Source organism: Muribaculum gordoncarteri, from assembly GCF_004803695.1.
Taxonomy (GTDB): domain Bacteria; phylum Bacteroidota; class Bacteroidia; order Bacteroidales; family Muribaculaceae; genus Muribaculum; species Muribaculum gordoncarteri.
Window position 1 is genome coordinate 3,028,827 of the sequence record NZ_CP039393.1, and the last position, 21,929, is coordinate 3,050,755.

General features: G+C 50.9%; 20 protein-coding genes and 1 pseudogene. 15 read left to right on the forward strand and 6 right to left on the reverse strand.

From position 1 onward, the window contains the following. Positions 1–45 precede the first annotated feature (45 nt). Entirely contained in the window at positions 46–1,056 is a 1,011-nt protein-coding gene (gap, locus tag E7746_RS13230) for a type I glyceraldehyde-3-phosphate dehydrogenase (RefSeq protein WP_123394768.1), read from the reverse strand. A gap of 281 nt (positions 1,057–1,337) precedes the next feature. Here gap and mscL point away from each other — a divergent pair, with 281 nt between their 5' ends. The 6 genes from mscL to E7746_RS13260 all read left to right on the forward strand — a co-directional run bounded on the left by mscL (position 1,338) and on the right by E7746_RS13260 (position 8,610). Next, positions 1,338–1,769, forward strand: coding sequence for a large-conductance mechanosensitive channel protein MscL (gene mscL / locus E7746_RS13235; RefSeq protein ID WP_123394767.1), 432 nt, complete (start codon positions 1,338–1,340; stop codon positions 1,767–1,769). 28 nt (positions 1,770–1,797) lie between these two features. After that, a complete protein-coding gene (locus E7746_RS13240) occupies positions 1,798–3,006 on the forward strand; it encodes a saccharopine dehydrogenase family protein (protein WP_123394766.1) in 1,209 nt (402 codons plus the stop codon). A 248-nt stretch (positions 3,007–3,254) separates the two neighbouring features. Further along, positions 3,255–4,550 (forward strand): formyl-CoA transferase, encoded by a 1,296-nt coding sequence (gene frc, locus E7746_RS13245; RefSeq protein ID WP_123395390.1) that lies wholly within the window; start codon positions 3,255–3,257, stop codon positions 4,548–4,550. Positions 4,551–4,649: 99 nt separating this feature from the next. Next, entirely contained in the window at positions 4,650–6,377 is a 1,728-nt protein-coding gene (oxc, locus tag E7746_RS13250; RefSeq protein WP_136411108.1) for an oxalyl-CoA decarboxylase, read from the forward strand. Positions 6,378–6,422: 45 nt separating this feature from the next. Beyond that, positions 6,423–7,394, forward strand: a complete 972-nt coding sequence (locus E7746_RS13255; protein WP_136411109.1) for an AEC family transporter — start codon at positions 6,423–6,425, stop codon at positions 7,392–7,394. A gap of 148 nt (positions 7,395–7,542) precedes the next feature. Next, the gene (locus tag E7746_RS13260) at positions 7,543–8,610 is read left to right on the forward strand and encodes a lysylphosphatidylglycerol synthase transmembrane domain-containing protein (protein ID WP_168184399.1); all 1,068 of its coding nucleotides are present in this window, start codon (positions 7,543–7,545) and stop codon (positions 8,608–8,610) included. A 54-nt stretch (positions 8,611–8,664) separates the two neighbouring features. Here E7746_RS13260 and E7746_RS13265 read toward each other — a convergent pair whose 3' ends face one another. From E7746_RS13265 to E7746_RS13275, 3 genes are all read right to left on the reverse strand, one after another. Beyond that, the gene (locus tag E7746_RS13265; RefSeq protein WP_370271022.1) at positions 8,665–9,468 is read right to left on the reverse strand and encodes a M48 family metallopeptidase; all 804 of its coding nucleotides are present in this window, start codon (positions 9,466–9,468) and stop codon (positions 8,665–8,667) included. A gap of 125 nt (positions 9,469–9,593) precedes the next feature. Continuing rightward, positions 9,594–9,974: an AraC family ligand binding domain-containing protein gene (locus E7746_RS13270; RefSeq protein WP_317130897.1), complete on the reverse strand. Its 381-nt coding sequence runs from the start codon at positions 9,972–9,974 to the stop codon at positions 9,594–9,596. A gap of 4 nt (positions 9,975–9,978) precedes the next feature. After that, positions 9,979–10,473, reverse strand: a complete 495-nt coding sequence (locus tag E7746_RS13275) for a hypothetical protein (protein WP_136411111.1) — start codon at positions 10,471–10,473, stop codon at positions 9,979–9,981. 122 nt (positions 10,474–10,595) lie between these two features. Between E7746_RS13275 and E7746_RS13280 the strand changes: the two are divergent. The 5 genes and pseudogenes from E7746_RS13280 to xyn10D/fae1 all read left to right on the forward strand — a co-directional run. Then, positions 10,596–10,857, forward strand: a pseudogene (locus E7746_RS13280) (nitroreductase family protein); the annotation flags it as partial. Between the two features lie 70 nt (positions 10,858–10,927). Next, positions 10,928–11,485: a sugar O-acetyltransferase gene (locus E7746_RS13285; RefSeq protein WP_136411112.1), complete on the forward strand. Its 558-nt coding sequence runs from the start codon at positions 10,928–10,930 to the stop codon at positions 11,483–11,485. Between the two features lie 224 nt (positions 11,486–11,709). Then, positions 11,710–12,150, forward strand: coding sequence for a flavodoxin family protein (locus E7746_RS13290; protein ID WP_238337392.1), 441 nt, complete (start codon positions 11,710–11,712; stop codon positions 12,148–12,150). A gap of 260 nt (positions 12,151–12,410) precedes the next feature. Beyond that, positions 12,411–13,028, forward strand: a complete 618-nt coding sequence (locus E7746_RS13295) for a hypothetical protein (RefSeq protein WP_136411113.1) — start codon at positions 12,411–12,413, stop codon at positions 13,026–13,028. Positions 13,029–13,469: 441 nt separating this feature from the next. Beyond that, a complete protein-coding gene (xyn10D/fae1, locus tag E7746_RS13300; protein WP_136411114.1) occupies positions 13,470–15,623 on the forward strand; it encodes a bifunctional endo-1,4-beta-xylanase/feruloyl esterase in 2,154 nt (717 codons plus the stop codon). A 76-nt stretch (positions 15,624–15,699) separates the two neighbouring features. Here the strand turns inward: xyn10D/fae1 and E7746_RS13305 are convergent, their stop codons facing one another. Beyond that, complete coding sequence (locus E7746_RS13305; protein ID WP_136411115.1) at positions 15,700–15,915, reverse strand: hypothetical protein; 216 nt, start codon at positions 15,913–15,915, stop codon at positions 15,700–15,702. Positions 15,916–16,009: 94 nt separating this feature from the next. After that, entirely contained in the window at positions 16,010–17,149 is a 1,140-nt protein-coding gene (locus E7746_RS13310) for a dipeptide epimerase (protein WP_136411116.1), read from the reverse strand. A 190-nt stretch (positions 17,150–17,339) separates the two neighbouring features. On the opposite strand from E7746_RS13310, the gene E7746_RS13315 reads away from it, so the two are divergent. The 4 genes from E7746_RS13315 (at position 17,340) to queC (ending at position 21,923) form a co-directional block, all read left to right on the forward strand. After that, positions 17,340–19,025 (forward strand): phosphoethanolamine transferase, encoded by a 1,686-nt coding sequence (locus E7746_RS13315; RefSeq protein ID WP_136411117.1) that lies wholly within the window; start codon positions 17,340–17,342, stop codon positions 19,023–19,025. 96 nt (positions 19,026–19,121) lie between these two features. Further along, complete coding sequence (locus E7746_RS13320) at positions 19,122–20,765, forward strand: dipeptidase (RefSeq protein WP_136411118.1); 1,644 nt, start codon at positions 19,122–19,124, stop codon at positions 20,763–20,765. A 6-nt stretch (positions 20,766–20,771) separates the two neighbouring features. After that, positions 20,772–21,245: a preQ(1) synthase gene (gene queF / locus E7746_RS13325; RefSeq protein WP_123394920.1), complete on the forward strand. Its 474-nt coding sequence runs from the start codon at positions 20,772–20,774 to the stop codon at positions 21,243–21,245. 12 nt (positions 21,246–21,257) lie between these two features. Beyond that, positions 21,258–21,923: a 7-cyano-7-deazaguanine synthase QueC gene (gene queC, locus E7746_RS13330; protein WP_136411119.1), complete on the forward strand. Its 666-nt coding sequence runs from the start codon at positions 21,258–21,260 to the stop codon at positions 21,921–21,923. The last annotated feature ends 6 nt before the right edge of the window (positions 21,924–21,929 follow it).

Here is a 21,929-nt window from a genome sequence, read left to right on the forward strand (position 1 = left end):
CCGGGATGGACGGTCGCCGACTCTTTATCGAAGTGTTACGGTTTATTAGCCGTTTACTTTCTTCATGTGAGCGATGAGGTCGAGAACCTTGTTAGAGTAACCGATCTCGTTGTCATACCAGCTAACAACCTTAACGAAGGTCGGAGTCAACTGGATACCAGCCTTAGCGTCGAAGATAGAAGTGCGAGTGTCACCGAGGAAGTCGCTTGATACGACTGCATCTTCAGTGTAACCAAGGATACCCTTGAGTTCGCCTTCTGCAGCTTCCTTCATGGCAGCGCAGATTTCATCGTAAGTTGCGGGCTTTGCAAGGTTTACAGTAAGGTCAACAACTGATACATCGAGGGTGGGGACACGCATTGACATACCGGTAAGCTTACCGTTGAGTTCGGGGATTACTTTACCTACAGCCTTAGCAGCACCGGTTGATGAGGGGATGATGTTGCCTGAAGCGGCACGACCACCACGCCAGTCCTTCATTGAGGGACCGTCAACAGTCTTCTGAGTTGCAGTAGTAGAGTGAACAGTAGTCATAAGACCTTCAACAACGCCAAACTTGTCGTTGAGCACCTTGGTGATAGGAGCAAGACAGTTGGTTGTGCAAGAAGCGTTAGATACAAACTGAGTACCCTTTACGTATTTGTCAAGGTTTACACCGCAAACAAACATGGGGGTGTCGTCCTTAGAAGGAGCTGACATAACCACATACTTGGCACCAGCCTCGATGTGAGCCTGAGCCTTTTCCTTGGTGAGGAACAAGCCGGTTGACTCAACAACGTATTCTGCGTTTACAGCGCCCCAGTTGATTTCTTTCGGGTCGCGGCATGCAGTTACGCGGATTTCCTTACCGTTAACGATGAGGAGGCTCTTTTCCATGTCGAAATCGACTGTGCCGTCAAATTTGCCGTGCATAGTGTCATACTTGAGCATGTAAGCCATGTAGTCAACAGGGAGAAGGTCGTTGATAGCGACAACTTCGATGTCATCTCTCTTAGTGGAAGCACGGAAAACGAAACGTCCGATGCGGCCAAAACCATTAATACCTACTTTTGTCATAATTGTTTAATAATTATTGGGTTATGATTAACATCTACTATTGTGGGGTTCAGCTACAAGCTTGGTGACAACTGAACCTTGAAATTTTGCATCACAAAATTACTATTTTTTTTTAAATTAAGTCATTGTGGAAGCAAAATAAAGGAAAAATTTCTTTAATTTTGTACGAAATTAGTTCTTTTCAACAGCCAAAATTGCAAAAAGAGCGTTTTTTAACGGGGGACGATAGTGACCGACCCCGTTTTTACTGGTTTTAATCATTTATTTAACACTACACAATCATGGGTAAAATTCTCAGTGAGTTCAAAGAGTTTGCGATGAAGGGCAACGTGGTCGACATGGCCGTCGGTGTAATCATCGGTGGTGCGTTTGGCAAAATCGTGTCATCGCTTGTCAATGATGTCATCATGCCTGTAGTGGGCATTGCCACAGGCGGGCTTGACTTTAAGGAACACAAACTTATACTGAAAGCTGCCGTGATGAACGGCGAGGAAGTGGTGACTCCTGAAGTGGCCATGACCTACGGTGTATTCATCCAGAACATTGTCGACTTCCTCATTGTTGCTTTCTGTATATTCATGGCTATAAAATTCATGAACCGATTCAAGAAGAAGGTTGAGGAAGCTCCTGCAGCTCCCGCCGAACCTACTAAGGAGGAGGTGCTTCTAACCGAGATTCGTGACTTGCTCAAGCAGCAGGCCGACAAGAAATAGTCATAACCTCAAAATTCAGTTTAAAGAGATGTCGAAAGTCATTATAATCGGAGCAGGCGGAGTAGGAACCGTCGTTGCTCACAAGTGTGCGCAGAATCCCGATGTGTTCAATGAGATAGTGCTTGCATCGCGCACCAAGAGCAAGTGCGATGCAATCGCCAAGGCTATAGGTGCTCCCAACATCACCACCGACTCGGTCGATGCCGACAAGGTTGATGAGCTCGTGGCTCTGTTCAACCGTCACAAGCCCGACCTTGTAATCAACGTGGCCCTGCCTTATCAGGACCTTACGATTATGGACGCCTGTCTTGAATGTGGCGTCAACTACCTTGACACTGCCAACTACGAGCCCAAGGATGAGGCTCACTTTGAGTACTCTTGGCAGTGGGCTTATCGTGAACGCTTCGAGAAGGCCGGACTGACGGCTATCCTCGGTTGCGGATTCGATCCCGGAGTGTCGGGCGTCTTCACTGCCTATGCCGCCAAGCACTATTTCTCTGAAATGGAGTATCTCGACATTGTTGACTGCAATGCCGGCGACCATGGCAAGGCTTTTGCAACCAACTTCAACCCCGAAATCAACATTCGCGAGATAACCCAGAACGGCCGTTACTACAGCGAAGGCAAGTGGGTGGTTACCAAGCCGCTTGAAATACACGCTCCGCTCACCTATCCCAATATAGGCCCGCGCGACTCCTATCTGCTCTATCACGAGGAGCTCGAGTCGCTTGTAGTGAATTTCCCCACCATTAAGAGAGCGCGATTCTGGATGACTTTCGGCCAGGAGTATCTTACTCACCTGCGCGTGATCCAGAACATCGGCATGGCTCGTATCGACGAGGTAGAGTACAACGGCACCAAGATTGTTCCGTTGCAGTTCCTTAAGGCCGTGCTTCCCAATCCGCAGGATCTCGGCGAGAACTACCACGGCGAAACATCGATAGGATGCCGCATCTCAGGTAAGGACAAGGAGGGCAAGCCTCTCACCTACTACATATATAATAACTGCAGCCATGAGGCAGCCTACAAGGAAACAGGAATGCAGGCCGTAAGCTACACCACCGGTGTGCCCGCAATGGCCGGAGCAATGATGTTCCTTACCGGCAAGTGGGTTAAGCCCGGCGTGCACAATGTCGAGGAGTTTGATCCCGATCCGTTCCTGGATGTAATCGCAAAGCAGGGTCTGCCCTGGAACGAAGTGTTCAACGGCGACCTTGAGGTAAATAAAATTGGATAAACAATATCATCAAAATAGATTGACGGAATTGCCCGCGACGGGTGGTTCCGTTATTTTTTTACATATATTGAGGAAGCTGTGTCGTTATGGGTAAATGCTGTTAAATAATGATAAGAACCTATGCTGTGGAAACTTTTGAAAATAGAGAATGTTGAACTTGTATTGATTAGGTTGTGAATTATTACTTATTGTGATACTCATAGCATTAAATGACACACGAATATTCTAACGATATAAATAAGAAAATTATGAACACAGCTCCTTTACAGGGAATCAAAGTGATAGATTTCACCGAGGTTCAGTCAGGCCCTTCATGTACACAGCTTCTTGCATGGCTTGGTGCCGAAGTTATTAAAATCGAACGCCCGGGTGTAGGTGATGCAACACGTAACGAATTGCAGTTTGACCCCGATTGTCCAAGTTACTATTTCCTACAGTTAAATTCCGACAAGAAGTCGCTTGCCCTCGATGCTAAGACCCCCGACGGTAAGGCTATCCTTACAAAATTAATTGCCGGTGCCGATGTGTTTATCGAAAATCTTCATCCAGGCGCCATGGATAAGCTCGGATTCAGCTGGGAAGAGGTGCACAAGATCAATCCTCGATGTGTCTACGGCACTATAAAGGGATTCCCCCTGTCGTCAAAGTATAAGGACCTGAAGGCCTACGAGCCTGTGGCCCAGGTAACAGCCGGAGCCGCTTCAACCACCGGATGGTGGGAAGGCCCCGATGATGTTCCCACTCAGTCGGGAGCCGCGCTCGGTGACTCAAACACCGGTATGCACTTGACCATCGGTATTCTTGCCGCATTGATGCAGCGTGAGCGCACCGGCGAGGGCAGTTTCATATATCAGTCGATGCACAACGCCTGTCTTAACTTGTGTCGTATCAAGACACGCGACCAGCTTACACTCGACCGTATCGGCTATCTTACCCAGTTCCCGCAATATCCCGACCAGAAGTTTGGCGACTTTGTGCCTCGAAGCGGTAATCAGGAGGGTAGCGGAGTGCTTGGATGGACCTACAAGTGCAAGGGCTGGGAAACCGACCCCAATGCCTACGTGTATGTAATCCTTCAGCGCGGCGAGAAGCAGTTTGAGCTCGCTGCCAAGGCACTCGGATTTGAGGATTGGCTCACCAATCCCGACTTCAACACCGCCGATGCTCGTGACAAGCACAAACAGGCAATATATGAGCGTATCGGCAAGTGGACCATCGACAAGACCAAGTATGAGGTGACCGAGATATTGTCAAAGGCCGGTGTGCCGGTAGGTCCCGTGCTTTCGACCAAGGAGATCATGAGCGACGAGAGCCTCTATGACGGCAATACACTTGTCAAGATCAATCAGGGCGGCAAGATAGGCGAGTTTGTAACCGTGGGTGTACCGTTCACCATCTCCAACTATCAGCCTGTCTACGGCCCGTGTCCTACTCTCGGCGGCGATACCGACGAGGTGCTCACATCGCTCGGCTACACAGCCGACGAGCAGGCACGATTCAAGGCCAACGGCACTACCGCGCCCATGCCTGCACCTGCCAAGTAACCTTGCAAGGAATTCATTATATTTCTCTCCATAGTGACAGTCAACAGCCGACATGTCACTATGGATTTTTCAAAGCCTAACATAAAAAAAGCAACTATTATGTCAATAGATTCAATACCTCACACCGACCCGTCAACAGCCAATGAAGTTACGGGAATGTTGATTCTTACACAAGCGTTAAAGAGAGTCGGCATCGACACTATGTATGGCCTGGTGGGCATTCCTGTCACGGAGTTCGCCTATATTGCACAGGGTGAAGGCATCAAGTTTGTCGGCTTCCGTCACGAGCAGCAGGCCGGTATGGCTGCCGCCACTCACGGATTCCTCACCAAGACTCCGGGTGTGCTGCTCACAGTGTCGTCGCTTGGATTCCTAAACGGATTGACCGCTACGGCCAACGCCACGGTCAACTGCTATCCTATGATTCAGATTTCGGGCTCGAGCGAGCGTGAGCCCATCGATTTGATGCAGGGTACCTACGAGGGACTCGACCAGCTGAACATCGCCAAGCCTCTTGTTAAAGCGGCTTACCGCATCAACCGTCCCGAGGATATAATGACCGGCGTTGTGCGTGCCTATCGTGCGGCTGTGTCGGGCCGTCCGGGCGGTGTCTATCTCGATGTCACTACCCCGTGTCTTGGCGCGGTGATGGACCGCAAGGCTGCCGAAGCCACATTATATACTCCTGTCGACTTGTGTCCGGCGGTGGTTCCGTCGCCTCAGTCGGTAGCGAGGGCCATGGAGCTGCTGGCCGGAGCCAAGAAGCCCGTCATCCTGCTTGGAAAGGGAGCCGCCTACGCTCAGGTCGACGACAAGATCAGGAAGTTTGTCGAAGCCACCGGAGTGCCTTTCTACCAGATGTCGATGGCCAAGGGACTGTTGCCCGATAATCATGAGCTGAGCGTGAACTCCATGCGCAGTTACTTCATGGAGCAGGCCGATGTGGTGATGCTCATAGGCGCACGCCTCAACTGGCTGCTGTCGCGAGGTCACGGCAAGTGGAATCCCGACGGCAAGTTCATCCAGATTGACATCGACCCCGAGGAGATTGACATAAACCGTGCTATAGCAGCTCCCGTGGTGGGCGACATCGAGTCGTCGATCGACGCGATGCTTGCCGCGTTGCCATCCTACAAAATGTCGATGGATTCCGATTGGGTTCCCTCGCTGCAGAGTGCGTCCAAGGCCAAGAATGCAAAGTTTGCCGAGCGGTTCGTGCCTCAGACCGTGCCTATGACTCACTGGAGCGCGCTGAGTGCCGTCAGGAAGGTGTTTGCATCCAACCCCGATGTCGTGCTTGTGAACGAGGGTGCCAATACACTCGACGACACGCGCAACGCCATCGACATGATGTTGCCGCGTCACCGCATCGACTGTGCCACATGGGCCATCATGGGCATGGGTATGGGTTCGGCCATAGGTGCCGCCGTAGCTTCGGGCAAATCGGTTGTAGCCATCGAGGGCGACAGCGCCTTCGGATTCAGCGGCATGGACTTCAGCACTATATGCCGTTTCAATCTGCCTGTCACCGTGGTCATTTTCAATAACGGCGGTATATATAACGGAGTAGGCGAGAACCTATCAAAGGACGGCGATCCCGCTCCTACCACACTTAACATCAACGCCCGTTACGACAAGCTCGGCGAGGCATTCGGCGCCAAGACCTACTATGTCACTACGCCGGCCGACCTTGCCACGGCTCTTTCCGAGTCCATAGCCTCTAAGAAGCCATGCCTTATCGATGTGCAGCTTGCTGCCGATTCAGGCAAGGAGAGCGGTCACATAGGCTATCTTAATCCGGCGGCTCTTATATCGGTAAAGGTATAAGCCGCAGGCGGCTGTAATTGAATACGCAATTTTTACACATTTACTATGTTACACATTATTTTATACGCCATCGTGCCTATTGTGGTGGTGATGCTGGCCGGATTCATTTCGGGCAAAAAAGGCATCTTCAACGGTGACGATTCCAAGAAATTCAACAAGGTTGTGCTTGACTATGCATTGCCGGCTGCCTTGTTTGTATCGATTGTGCAGGCCGACCGTGAGATGCTGGCCCGTGACTTGAAATTGTCGATTGTGTCGCTTGTCGTAATCATGGTGTGCTTCATGGCGGTCTATTTCATATACCGTTATTGCTTCAAGAAGAACACCGGAGCCGATGCAGCTGTTTCGGCGCTGATAAGCGGTTCGCCTACTATCGGCTTCCTCGGATTTGCCGTACTGGAGCCTATCTTCGGTACCAATCCGTCGGTTGCGCTTGTAGTGGCTATAGTGGGAATCGTGGTCAATGCTGTCGGCATCCCTGTGGGACTGTCGCTGCTTAACGCCTCGCTCGACGGCACTCAGGCTGCTGCGGCGGGCAAGAAGGAGAGTGCGTGGAAACCTGTGATTCACGCTCTTGAACAGCCTGTGGCATGGGCTCCTATACTCGCTGTGATTCTCGTGCTCCTCGGCCTTAAATGGCCTGACTGGGCAAGCCCTTCATTTGACTTGATAGCCAAGGCCAATGCGTCAATGGCGGTGTTCTCGGCCGGTATCACTCTTTCATCGGTCAAGATTGTCATCAACTGGCAGGCTCTGCTCGGTTCAATACTGAAGCTTATCGTAATGCCTGCACTGGCATTGATAGCCGGCTTGTTGTGGCACATGGATCCGCTTAACATAAAGATGCTTGTCGTGGCATGTGCTCTTCCCCCGGCATTCTCGGGAATCATCATTGCCGACGAATACAACACCTATGTGGCCACCGGTACTTCATCGTTGACATTGAGTGTGATTCTGTTCATCGGATTCTGTCCGCTCTGGATATGGATTACCGACATGGCCCTGAACGCTTTCTGATAAAAAATAGGAACAGCTATACATCGAAATCCGGTGCATAGATGTGCTTGAGTCATTGACTTGCACATTCCTGCACTGTTTTTTTCATGTTACTGTGAAAAATGGGCCTGCGGTTAATCAATAGCGGGGTTTGGATTGTTGAAAAATTGTGGATAAAAATGTTACATCTCCGTCGCCTCGACATGGCCGTTGGTATATTTTGGGTCGTGTGCTGAAGGTGGTTGTGCCGCTCTCTATTTCGGCGGGGCTTGTCGTGTGGCTTTTTCACAAGGTCGACATAGACAAGGTGAAGTCTATCATAGAGCAGGGTGTCGATTACCGTTACATCGCGGCCATGATGGTGATTACCATTTTGTCGCACATCATAAGGGGTGTGCGCTGGGGCATTCAGCTTCGTGCGGCCGGAATACCCCGCATCCCTGCCGTGGCTGAGAGTGTGTCGATATTCGGGGCCTATGCGCTTAATCTGATGTTTCCTTATCTTGGCGAGGCGTGGCGTTGTGTCTACATAGCCCGGCGCGAGAATTGCAAGCTGTCGACGGTTGTAGGCACCGACCTCGGCGACCGGGCATCGGATGCGGTGATGATACTGATGCTTATAATCCTGACCCTGATTGTGGCGCGGGGCTATATCGACAAGTTTCTTGACCGATACCCCATGGGCAAGGCGCTTGACCGCTTTACTACCGACGGCACGCTGTGGATTTTTATCATCCTTGCCGTAATCGTGGTGGCTGTCGTGGGCTATGTGTTCCGCAATACGAGTTTTGTAATCGGCGTGAAGAAGAGCGTCATGAGAATGTGGAACGGTTTCAGCGTCCTGTTTCACATGAAGGGCACGGGGCTTTACATCGTGTTCACTTTCGGAATATGGATATGCTACTTCCTTGAAACCTATTTGTGCTTCTTCGCCTTTCCGTTTACGCGACAGCTCATAACGGGCGAGGGCTATGCCCTGGGGTTGATTCCGGGGCTGGTGGTTTTTGTGTTCGGCTCGTGCAGCATGGCCGTTCCTTCCAACGGCGGTCTTGGGCCGTGGAACATCGCGGTTATATTTGCGTTGAGCTTGTTTGGAATCGGGAACAATGACGCAGCGGCCTATTCGATTGTGTTCTGGAGCTTCCAGGCGATGGTGCTTATTGCGTCGGGCATATTCGGAGCATTCTACATCATGTTGTCGCGCAGGGATGCCCGCCGGTTGTCGGAAAAACAGTGAAGCCGCAACTCGTGGTGAGCGCGGCTTCATGGTGATATTGTTGAGGGGTTGATGTTACTTCTTCTCCTCGGCTTTTACCTCGGGAGGTGTTATGCCTTCGTCGGTGGCACGCTTCTCCATGCGCTGGATGCGCTTGTCGAGGTCGGGGTGCGATGAGAAGAGCTGGTTGATTTTGCTCTGCTTTCCTTCGCCCTGAATCTCCTTAAGGCGCTTGAACGAGAGAGCCATGGCCCAGGGGTTCTTGCCCGATTTCTTAAGGAACTCGTAGCCGTAGTCGTCGGCTTGGTTCTCCTGCTTCTGTGAATATTTGGCGTTGGCGAGAGCCTCTCCGAGGTCGCCTATCTGCGAGTCGGTAAGGGCTGCGATTGTACCGCCGTTTGCCGAAATGCCGTCCTTAAGTGCCGAAGTGAGCAGTGCGGTGCGGAATGCTTTCTTTGAATCCTTGTGGGCTACATGTCCTATTTCGTGACCGATTACGCCGAGCAGCTCTTCGTCGGACATTATATCCATAAGAGCGGCAAATACGCGCACGCTTCCGTCGGCGCATGCAAATGCATTAACATCTACTACCCAGTAAACCTTGAAGTTCAAGGGTATTCCTTCAACATCGGTAAGTCCCTCGGTGAGTCGGTTAAGACGCTGGGTATAGGGGTGGTCGGGTTCGCACACCTTGTTGTGGGTATCCATCCAGTCGATATACTCCTTTACATAGGCAGTCATCTGTTCGTCGGTTAAAGTGGCTGCTTGAACTGCCTTTGCGGCTCCGCCTACGGCTTTCTTAAGGTTGAATTGAGCAAATGCCGGGGTTGTGGCGAAAACGCACAACAATACACAAATTAATTTGCTGATAGTCTTCATAATATGTTTAAATAGTTGATTTAGGAATTCAAATTGCACTGCAAAGTAAGCGAATTTCCATTACATGACAAAATTTTTAATTTCACATATTTATTGTCGAACCGGCTCTTAAAAAGGCTGTCAGCTCATCTTTTTTGCCTGCTTTCGGTATTTTGTAGGAGAGAGTCCCGTTTCTTTATTGAATATCTTATAAGTTCCGGGCTGAATGCCACCATCAGATATGTGATCTCTCCGGCATTATTTGCCGACTCCGGTTTATATTCCCAATAGTGAGGCATTGACGGCGGAATCAGCACTACATCTCCTTCGACGAAAGGCATCAGGGTGTCGCCTGTCATGCGCACACCGTTGCCGCCGGTTACATAATATAGTTCCCAAGCCTCGTGCCTGTGCATCTTGGCTTCGAGGCTCGGTGCAATGTGCTGGGAGATGAAAAAGAAGGAATGATCTTTCACCTCGGGCAATGTATAGGAAATTACTGCATCGTCCATTATGGCGTATGTCATTAACTTATGGGCGCTTTATTTTTGCTTTCCAGGGCTTGAATACAGAGATTATCAACACCACGGTCAGCAACAGCAACTGAACAGGCCCCCATACCGCACTTGTTGCAAGGTTGGCATCGTAGGTATCTATGTTTGAGAGATACCATTCAGGCGACTGTACATTACCGTTGACAGCCGGACCCATTATTATCCATCCTATGAGTATCATGACAATTGTCAACAACCATTTGACACTCAGCCATCGTTGTCGGAAGAATCCCCATTTTGTCCAGATGCCATACACTATAGCAGTAACCAATATTCCAATAACTCCACCGAAAATCAGCAAATCATCCAATATTTTTATTGCCAGGGAAAGTGTGGACATTCCTTCCGGCGTTGTTGGGGTTACTGCAACTCGGAGTAAATTCATAGCGACTCCGCAACCAATCCAAAGAATTGCCGCAAAAAGATGAAATGTTTTAAGCCATTTCTGGCCTGTAATACCAAGGGACTTCATATTATCGTAATTTTATTTGTGCAAATAAACAACAAATATTTGAAACAATTTAACAAATGACCGACAAACAGACGCCTTAATTTTGCATTACAAAACATAAACATCAAAAATATACATAGAATATGGAATTTTCAGAAGTATTGGATCGTCGCCGCACCTACCGCGACTACTCCGACCGTGAAGTGAGTGATGAAATCCTCGACAAAGTAATCTCGGCAGCTTTCAAGGCTCCGACCAACGACCATCTGCGCCAGTTCGAGTTTGTAGTGGTACGCGTTAAAACCGTTCTATAATCAACGGCAAAGTCCTCTGCTTCACCCGGTGGAACAAAGCTCGCTCAACTATTTCGCATCGGCATGGTGCGCTCTTGAAAACATGCTACTTTAGAATCATTGCACACTATGTTGCAAGTAATTAACTTTGCAAAATTAAATATAAGATATGGTTATTCAATATGACAGAAAAAGAAAAGATGCTGAAAGGCATGATATATGATGCCAACAACGACCCCCGACTTATAGCCGAGAGAGCCGAATGCAAGGAATTGTGTCACGATTACAATCATCTTCGGCCAAAGGATGTCGAGGGAGGAAGAAAAATTATCAAGGAACTGTTGGGCAGTGTAAAAGGAAACTTCTTGATAGAGCAGCCGTTCCTATGCGATTATGGCTATAACATACATATAGGTGATAATTTCTACGCCAATCATAATTTAGTGATACTTGACGGGGCTACTGTAAAATTTGGGGACAACGTGTTTGTCGCTCCTAATTGTGGCTTTTATACGGCAGGTCATCCGATCGATGCCGCCGAGAGAAACAAGGGCCTCGAATATGCTCGTCCGATAACTGTCGGCAATGATGTGTGGATTGGTGGTAATGTGTGCGTTCTGCCGGGAGTGACCATCGGCGATGATTGTGTAATTGGAGCCGGTAGCGTCGTGGTGAAGGACATTCCGCCTCACTCGGTAGCCGTCGGAAATCCGTGTAAAGTAATAAAGAAAATTAAATAGCAAATATGTTAAAGTGAAATAGCCTATATTAGCATGAGGCTCAGGGGATAGGGCCGCTTCCATGTAGGCTGACTCGGAGTGATATGTCAAAAAATAGTATATTTGCATCATGTAAAATATTATCTTATGAAAGTTCTTATCGTTAACGGCAGTCCCCATATTGAGGGAGGCTGCACTGACCGCGCACTGTCTGCCGTCAGCACAGGCATTGCGTTTTCAATGACATTGTAAATGAAACCGCTCCCAAGCTTGCCGAGGCTGACGGTATTGTAATCGGAAGTCCGGTATATTACGCCGGGTGCAACGGACAGGTGCTTTCATTCCTTGACCGCCTCTTCTACAGCACGAGTGGTGTTGTGAATAAAACCATGAAAGTGGGAGCAGCCGTTGTTTCATCCCGAAGAGCCGGCTCGACTTCAGCCTTTGACGAAATCAACAAATATTTTACCATCAGTGCCATGCCGATTGTTTCATCCACCTATTGGAATGAAGTGCACGGCTTCACCGCCACCGATGTAGAGGATGATCGTGAAGGGCTCCAGACAATGCGAAATCTCGGAAGAAATATGGCATTCCTTATAAAGGCAATAAAGGCAGCAGCCCAAACCGACGGACTGCCGACGCAGGAAAGAGAGTCCTTAACAAGCTTCCACACCGAGCAATAACAAACGCTCCCCGCGTTAGCGCCAAAGCTGCAGAGCAGCTTAATAATGTTAGGCCCGCGCAAGGCCGCCGTTAGGCGTCCGCAGCACGGGTATAGGGCACAGGGTACAACGCACCATAGAAAAAGGACTACGTAGTTGCCCAATAACCCACAAGCAATCCTGTATATGCCGTCAAGCATTACATGTGCGAAACTGCTTCGCGACATTATGGGGTGAAATCGGGGGGTTCGGCGCATTATTTTTGCAGGAAAAAAGTAACTATGGAAAATAGAGCGAAAGTACAGAGCCGCCGAGGCAAGGGATTGAAGTTTGATCAGGAATGGAAGGATGCAGTCGACCGCCTTCCCAAGCATTACCGCGACGAGATATGCGCCGCAATCGAGGCCTATCAGCGCGACCTGATTGTAATTGAAGTTTCGGAGGGCGTTCCCCGCGCCATATTCATGCTCATCATGCCCACGATACGCCGCCGCTATCGTGCCCGTGAGCTTCGCCGCCTCGCCCGCGAGCGCAAGGCCGCATCATCACGCCGCCAAGCGACCGAGCAAAGACCCTCCATCGTCCGCAACATCTCGGCGCAACCCAAGCCCGCAGTGCATCCCGCCCCTGTGAAGCAGCCCAAGCCCGCAATGCAGCCCAAGCCCGCAATGCAGCCCAAGTCCGCAATGCAGTCCGCTCCAGTGAAGCAGCCCAATAATCAACCTGAATCGGCATCTCCTGCTCCGGTAACGGTGCCAAGCGGCCAACAGTCCGTACCGATGGCCGAGCCCGCACCTGCCGCCGTCAATACACCTGCCGCCGGCCAACCGGGCAAAAGCACGCTTGAAAAGCTCATCGCCCACAGCTCACGCCGCCGCAACCGCCATCGCCGCCACTAACCTAAGTGCAAAACAATACCCGGTGCTGTATATGCCGTCAGGCATTACATGTATTTAACCGCGGGTTGCCATAGGCCCACCCGTGGGCCTCCACCCAACGGTAATCCACATGGATAGCGTTTTATTGGGCAGCTAACGCAGCCCTCGAGGGTGTGGGGGAGGCGCGCCATGACCTCACGCTGCACGCACCTAAAGGCGCGTTTGCATGAGGCTAACCTTATTGAGCAGCTAACGCAGCTCCCACGCTAACGCGGGGATTTACCGGCAGAGGGATGTGCAACCCACATTTCACTAAATTTATTTTTATTTTTTTTAGAAATGTGTTAAACCTTTTGAGCATGCATCGGTCTAACTAATGTCATGTTTGGCTTTAAAAAGCCTTTCATCCATGCCTAAAAATAACCCTTAATATTTAAATCAATCATTAACAACTACTTACCAATGAAACGAACATGCTTATCGGTTCTGCTTGCTGTATTCATGGCAGGATCAGCGTTTGCTCAATTTGGCAGACAAGTGGACAATGGCCCCAAGAGCCTTAAGGATGCTTACGATGGCTATTTCACCATCGGTGTGGCTGTAAACCAGCGCAACGTATCCGACCCCGCACAAATGGAGCTTATCAAAAAGGAGTTCAACAGCATCACTGCTGAGAACGACATGAAATCGGGTGAATTGCATCCGAAAGAAGGTGTATGGAACTGGGAACGCGCCGACAAGATTGCCGACTTCTGCCGCAAGAACGGAATCAAGCTGCGCGGACACTGCCTCGTATGGCACGCACAGTTCTGCGACTGGATGATGAATGATGAAAAAGGCAACCCCGTGCCCAAGGAAGTGTTCTACGCTCGCCTGCGTGACCACATCCACACAGTGGTTAACCGATATAAGGATGTAGTATATGCATGGGATGTTGTAAACGAAGCAATGTCCGATGCCGGCCGCGGATTCAGAGGTCGTGAACCCAACCCCTACCGAGAGAGCAAGCTCTATAAGCTCTACGGCGACGAGTTCATTGCCAAGGCATTTGAATTTGCTCACGAAGCCGATCCCAATGCCCTTCTTTTCTATAACGACTACAATGCAGCCGTTCCCGCAAAGCGCGACCGCATCTACAACATGGTAAAGAAGATGCAGGCTGCAGGTGTTCCCATCACCGGTATCGGTATGCAGGGTCACTACAACATCTACGGCCCCACACCCGAGGACATCGACTCAGCCCTCACCAAGTATTCGGAACTCGTAAAGCACATCCACATCACCGAGCTTGATGTACGTTGCAACGAGGAGATGGGCGGAAACCTTCAGTTCTCTCGTGGCGAAAACAAAGCCATGGCTCCCTACCTTTCAACTCTTCAGGAGGACCAGTATGCACGCATTTTCCGTGTACTCCGCAAGCACAAGGATGTTATCGACAACGTAACACTCTGGAACCTCTGCGACGGTGACTCTTGGCTGGGTGTAAACAATCATCCTCTTCTTTACGATGAAAACCTCAAGCCCAAGAAAGCTTACTATGCAGTGAAGAACTTCAATCCTGCTCTTGACAACAACGTTCCCAAGGAAGACTTCAAGCCGAGCGAATTGAATCAGCCCGGACAGCAGTATCCTATGGTTAACTCGGAAGGTTATGCTCGTTTCCGCATCGATGCTCCCGACGCTAAGTCGGTTATCGTAAGCCTCGGACTCGGTGGACGCGGTGGAACAGTTCTTCATAAGGACAAGGACGGTGTATGGACCGGAACTACTGAAGGCCCCATGGACGAAGGATTCCACTACTACCACTTCACTATCGACGGTGCTACAGTTAACGATCCCGGTGCCAACAATTACTACGGCTCAACCCGTTGGGAGAGCGGTATCGAGATTCCCGCACACGACCGCGACTTCTATGCTGCCAAGAATGTACCTCACGGCAACGTTCAGCAGGTGCTTTTCAACTCTCCCAGCACAGGATTGCAGAAGAGAGCTTTCGTTTACACTCCCGCCGAATACAACAAGAACACCAAGAAGAAATATCCCGTGCTCTATCTGCAGCATGGCTGGGGTGAGGACGAAACCGCATGGTCCAACCAGGGTCACGCCAACCTCATCATGGATAACCTCATTGCCGAAGGCAAGTGCGAGCCGTTTATCATCGTTATGACCTACGGTATGACCAACGAAGCCCGTCACGGAACAATCGGTTCATTCAATCCCAAGAACTTTGAAACAGTATTGGTTGACGAGTTGATTCCCTACATCGACAGCAACTTCCGCACTATCCCCAACAAGAAGAACCGCGCTATGGCCGGCCTCTCGATGGGTGGTATGGAAACCAAGAACATCACCCTCGCTCGTCCCGAAGTATTTGACTACTACGGACTCTTCAGCGGCGGCACATATTCACCCTCCGACCTCAAGGATGTAAAGCCCCGACTGATATTCACCTCTTGCGGCTCAAAGGAGAATCCCGAAGGCGTCAAGAAGTCAGTTGAGGATCTGAAGGCTGCCGGTTTCAACGCCGTATCCTACGTTTCCGACGGAACAGCTCACGAATTCCTTACATGGCGTCGCAGCCTCAAGGAAATGGCTCCGCTGCTCTTCAAGAAATAATCGACCCCACCACCACTCTATAGAATGGGCTGTGCCAACCTCGGCACAGCCCATTTCTCATATATGCCACCTCGCATCAGATGTAGCAGCCGATTACGGTGATGATTGCGCCGGCGATTATCATGCCGAAGCCGATTGCCCTCTTCTTCAGCCACTGAGCCTTAAGCTCCTCCTTCACCATGGGCATTCTCTCGGCTGACTTGAATGCATTGCGGTACTTCATCGACCATATCATCAGCAATATGGCTCCGATTATATCGATGGCCAGGCCGGCATAGATCACAATATCCATAATAATTACGCTTTTAAATGAAAACAAGCGATTTTACAAGTTTGTTTTTGGTCTTGTAAATCGCTTGTATATCTCGGATATTGCCGATGGATTGCTATCCTTGCATTTGGGGAAGCACACCGATGCCGGGACGGTCGCGGGGTATTGTGACTTTTCCGTTGACGATTTTCATTCCGTCGAAGCAGTCGTTGGTTATGAGCAGGTTGCCGTCGAGGTCGGCCCAGTCGACCATTGGCGCCAGTTGTGAGGCTGCCGATACTCCACACGAAGTTTCGGTCATGCACCCGAGCATCACCTTCATTCCCATTGCGCGAGCCAGAACGGCCATCTTGTAGGCTTCGTGCATTCCCGTGCTCTTCATCAGCTTTATATTGATGCCGTCGTAGGCACCTGCCGCGCGAGCCACATCGGGTAGGCGCTGCAGAAACTCGTCGGCAATGATTGGCAGCGGGCTTCGCTCGCGCAGCCATGCGGTTTCATCGATCATCTCCTTAGGCATGGGCTGCTCTACGAAAAGACAGTTGCGCTCGGCAAGCCAGTTGCACATTTCAAGTGCCCGGTACTTGTCGTCCCACCCCTGATTTGCGTCGACGCATATCGGACGGTCGGTCTTTGAACGAATCACTTCAACGAGTTCACGGTCGTTGTCGAGTCCCATCTTTACCTTAAGCACATTATAGGGCGAGGCTTCATCCACTTTTTGGCGTACAACCTCGGCGGTGTCAATGCCTATGGTGAATGAGGTGTCGGGAGCCTTGTCGGGGTTAAGGCCCCATATCTTATACCACGGCTGCTGCATTATTTTGCCTGTAAGGTCGTGCAGCGCAATGTCGACCGAAGCCTTTGCCGCGCGATTGTCGGGGGCTACGGAGTCCATGTATTCATGTATCTCCTCGATTCGGAACGGGTCGGAAAATTGCGATAGGTCGAGCATCCCGAGGAACTTGGTTACGCTCTCGACGCTTTCGCCGAGGTAGGGAGGCATCGACGCCTCACCGTAGCCGATAAGCCCGTCATACTCAATCTGCACCTGCACATCGGGAGTTGTGGTGCGGCTCGATTTGGCCAGGTTGAAGGAGTGACGCAGTTGCAGTTCGTAAGTCTTGAATGAAAGGTTGAGCTTTCCGCTGCGCGCAGTGTGGCGTGTCGGAGTGTCAAATGCCGACAATGATATAGGGGAAGAAGCGGCAACAAGTCCGAGCCCGGCCGCTTTCAGGAAATTCCGTCGATTCATAGCTGTAGGATTAGTTTGGCTCAAAGTTACGATATTTTTGCATCTTTGCTGTGATATCGGGATAAAAATCGGGAAACTTATTGTCGGTAATGCCTGATTGATAATGTTAGAGAACGATTCAGGGGTGTTATGTGTTACATAATCGAGGCTCGCGAAATAATTGCCACGAGCCGTAAAAGAGGGATCGATTATGACACGTTCAGCTGCAATATTGAGCAAAATGCTGTTCTTCGGTATGCCGGCAATAGCTATCATACCAAATCTTATATTGTGGTACACCGAGGGACTTGACTTGATTCAGGGATTGGCCAGTGTGTTGTTACCTTTCGGATTGTATTGGCTCATCATGTCGTCGGCCATCCGAATAGGACGATGCGCCATGTGGTTCACGATAGTGCTGCTGCTTGCCGCATTTGAGATGGTGCTTCTCTTCCTTTACGGCAACTCGGTGATTTCGGTAGACATGTGGATGAATCTCTTCACCACCAACTCCTCGGAGGTTGGTGAGCTGCTCAAGGGGCTATGGCCTGTCATCGGCGTGATGTGTGTGTTCAGCCTGCCGCTGATTGTTATCGGCGTGATTGCCTATATAAAGAAGTGGCGTGTGTCGGGAACATTTCTATGTGTCAACCGACGCATAGGGCTGATGATTGCTTCGAGCGGCGCTATCCTGTGTGCCGTGGGATATTTCGCCGGTTCGCCCGTCGTGCCTCACAACCAGGTGTTTCCGGTCAATGCGCTTTACAATTCATGGATTGCCACACAGCGTGCCGTGGCCACGATGAATTACGACAAGAGCTCGGGCAGCTTCGAGTACAGCGCCGAAAGCTGGCACTGCGACATAGCTCCCGAGGTGTATGTGCTCGTTGTGGGTGAAACCTCACGCGCCGACAACTGGCAGCTATTCGGATATGAGCGACAAACCACTCCGGGCATTATGGAGGCCGACGGTCTTGTGGGTTTCAAGAAGGCGATGAGCGAGTCCAATGTCACGCATAAGAGTGTGCCGCTGCTACTGTCGCCCGTTTCGTCGGAGTCGTTTGGCGACTCGATCTATTTTGTAAAGAGCGTGATAACCGCATTCAAGGAGGCGGGATTCCGCACCGCGTTCATATCCAATCACAGGCGCAATCACTCCTTCATCGACTTCTTCGGAAGCGAGGCCGACACCTGTATATTTGTAAAGGAGCTAAACAATGACGACTCGGCTCCCGACATGGATATGCTCCCTTATGTCACCGAAGAGATGCAACGTGGTGGCCGACGACAGATGATAGTGCTCCATACCTACGGCTCTCACTTCAAATACAATGACCGATATCCGCGTTACTATGCGCGTTTCAAGCCCGACCGCATTAAGGAGGTGGGTCCCGAAGGACGGCAGAGGCTCTTGAACTCCTACGACAATACCATAGCCTATACGGCCGACTTGCTCACAATGCTGATGAACGAGATCGAGGGTGCGGGCTATCGCGGAGCGTTGCTCTACACAGCCGACCACGGCGAGGACCTGTTTGACGATGGTAGCAACAAATTTCTCCATGCGTCGCCGCGTCCCACCTACTATCAGCTCCACGTGCCCTTTATCGTGTGGCTGTCGAGCCGTTATGTCGAAGCCTATCCCCATGTATTGGCGAGAGCCCTCGAGAATCGCGACAAAAACGTGTCGTCGAGCGCGTCATTTTTCCACACCGCGCTTGAGCTTGCCGACATACGCACTCCGTGGTTCAATCCCTCGCTGTCGGTGGTGAATACGCGCTACAATCTGCCTCAGCGGGTGTTCCTGAACGACCGCAACCGGGGCGTGTTGCTGCGTGACGCCGGATTGAATACACGTGATTACACCCGTCTTGACTCGGCCGGCATCAAATATTGACACGTTGCAGGCGCTTGTCGTTTGGCTGTTAGGTATAAAAGAGTTATCTTTGCATATAACCCGCAAGGGAGGATTATGTAAAACGATAATTGAATTATGCTTAAAAGAGTAATAGCAACAGCGGCGGTTGCAGCGGCCGCCATCGGCTCGGCACTTGCCTGTACAAGTCTTATCGCCTCCAAAGGCGCGACAGCCGACAACAGTGTCATGATAACTTACGCTGCCGATTCCCACACACTATACGGTGAATTGTATTCACAGCCGGCCAAGGATCATCCCAAGGGAGCCATGCGCAAGGTCTACGAGTGGGACACCGGCCGTTATCTTGGCGAAATACCCGAAGTGGCTCACACCTATGCAACCATAGGCAACATGAACGAGCACGGCCTTGCCATAAGCGAAAGCACATGGGGCGGCCGCGAGGAGCTTGTCGACACTACCGGAATCGTCGACTACGGTTCGCTCATTTACATAACGCTTCAGCGTGCCAAGACCGCACGCGAGGCCATAAAGGTGATGACCGACCTCGTGCGTGACTACGGTTACTACAGCAGCGGCGAGTCATTCTCGATAGCCGATGGCAAAGAGGCCTGGATAATGGAGATGATAGGTAAGGGCGGTAAGAGCAAAGGTGCAGTGTGGGTTGCACGCCGCATTCCCGACGGAATGATATCGGGACACGCCAACCATGCACGCATACACACCTTCCCCCTGAAGGACAAGGAAACACTATATTCGCCCGATGTCATCGACTTTGCCCGCAGTCAGGGCTATTTCGACGGCAAGGACGAGGACTTCGACTTCTCCAAGGCCTACGCCATAACCGACTTCAGCGCATTGCGCGGATGTGACGCTCGAGTGTGGTCGTTCTTCGACAGGCACGCCAAGGGCATGGACAAGTATCTCCCCTGGATAATGAACGGCGAGGGCGAGCCTATGCCCCTGTGGGTTAAGCCCGACTCGGTGGTCGATGTGCGCAATATGCAGTGGGCTATGCGCGACCATTTTGAGGACACTCCCTTTGACATGACTAAGGATGTGGGTGCGGGTCCCTACAAGGTGCCTTACCGCTGGCGTCCGATGACATTCAAGGTCGACGATGTTGAATACACCAACGAACGCGCTATAGCTACGCAGCAGACCGGATTCTCATTCGTGGCTCAACTGCGTGACAATGTACCCGATGCAATGAAGGGTGTGCTGTGGTTTGGCGTGGACGATGCCAACACTTGCGTGTATGTTCCCATATATTGCTGCGTCACCAAGGTTCCGCACTGCTATGCTCATGGCAACGGCGACATGCTCACCCTGTCGTGGGATGCCGCATTCTGGGTTCATAACTACGTGGCCAATCAGGCTTATAACCGTTATTCGCAGATGATTCCCGACATACGCCGCGTGCAGAACGGTCTTGAGGATTCGATTGCATCGGCTGTCAAGGTCGTTGAGGCCGAGGTGATGACATTGCCCGATGTGCGCCAACGTGAGGAGCTCTCCAATTTCTCCGATTTCTGGGCCAATCACTCCACCAAGGAGTTCAAGAAGCTCGGCGACTACCTGCTTGTGAAGTATATCGACGGAAACATCAAGCGCGAAACCGAGCCCGGGGTGTTCAAGCGCACTCCCGAGGGAATGTGCGCATCGCCTGAATATGGCGGATATTCCGAGGATTACTACCGCGCAGTCGCCAAGGATGCCGGTGAGCGATTGAAAGTCACTGATATAAAAGGAAGTAAGTAAACCGATATGTCACGCACCGATAATGAAATGCCTGGAGTGACGCTTCTCGGCAATCAGGCTACGAAATATCCTTCGGAGTATGCTCCCGAAGTTCTTGAAACATTCATCAACAAGCATCCCGACAATGAGTATCTTGTGACATTCACCTGCCCCGAGTTTACTTCATTGTGCCCCAAGACCGGTCAGCCCGACTTTGCGCGCATAATCATCAACTACATCCCGCGCGAGAAGATGGTCGAGAGCAAGAGCCTGAAGCTCTATCTGTTCAGTTTCCGCAACCACGGCGATTTCCATGAGGATTGTATCAACATAATAATGAAGGACCTCGTGGCGCTGATGAATCCGCGTTACCTGGAAGTGATAGGGCTATTCACTCCACGTGGAGGAATATCGATATATCCTTTTGCCAACTATGGCGACGAGGAGCATCAGGATATGGTGAAGGCACGTATGCTTGCATCGTTCCGTAACGATTTTTAGATTTATCTCATTATGAAGAAAGATGCTGTAATGGTGCTGTCGGGAGGCATGGACTCGGTGACTATGCTGCATGACTATGCCGACGACATCGCCCTTGCTGTGACATTCGGTTACGGCTCCAACCATAACGCACGCGAAGCCGAGTGTGCCCGGTTGCATTGTAAGCTGACAGGTATAGAGCTGATTGAGATTGACCTTGCTTTCATGGGGCGTTACTTTGAAAGTTCGCTGTTGAGCGGTGCCGACGCTATTCCCGAGGGGTACTATACGGCCGACAACATGAAGTCGACGGTGGTGCCGTTTCGCAACGGCATAATGCTTGCCGTGGCTGCCGGACTTGCCGAGAGCCGAGGCTTGAAAGCGGTGATGATTGCCAATCATGCCGGCGACCATGCCATATATCCCGACTGCCGAGCCGGTTTTATCGATGCCATGGGCAAGGCCATAGCCGAGGGCACATTTGACCGCCTTGAACTGAGAGCACCCTATACATTGCTCACAAAGAGCGACATTGCGCGTCGCGGAAAGGAGCTTGGCATAGACTATTCGACCACCTACTCCTGCTATAAGGGACGGGAACACCATTGTGGAAAGTGCGGTACATGCGTCGAGCGTCGTGAAGCTCTTGCCGATGCCGGCATTGTCGACACCACCGTCTACGACAGCGAGCTGCTGTAACACTCA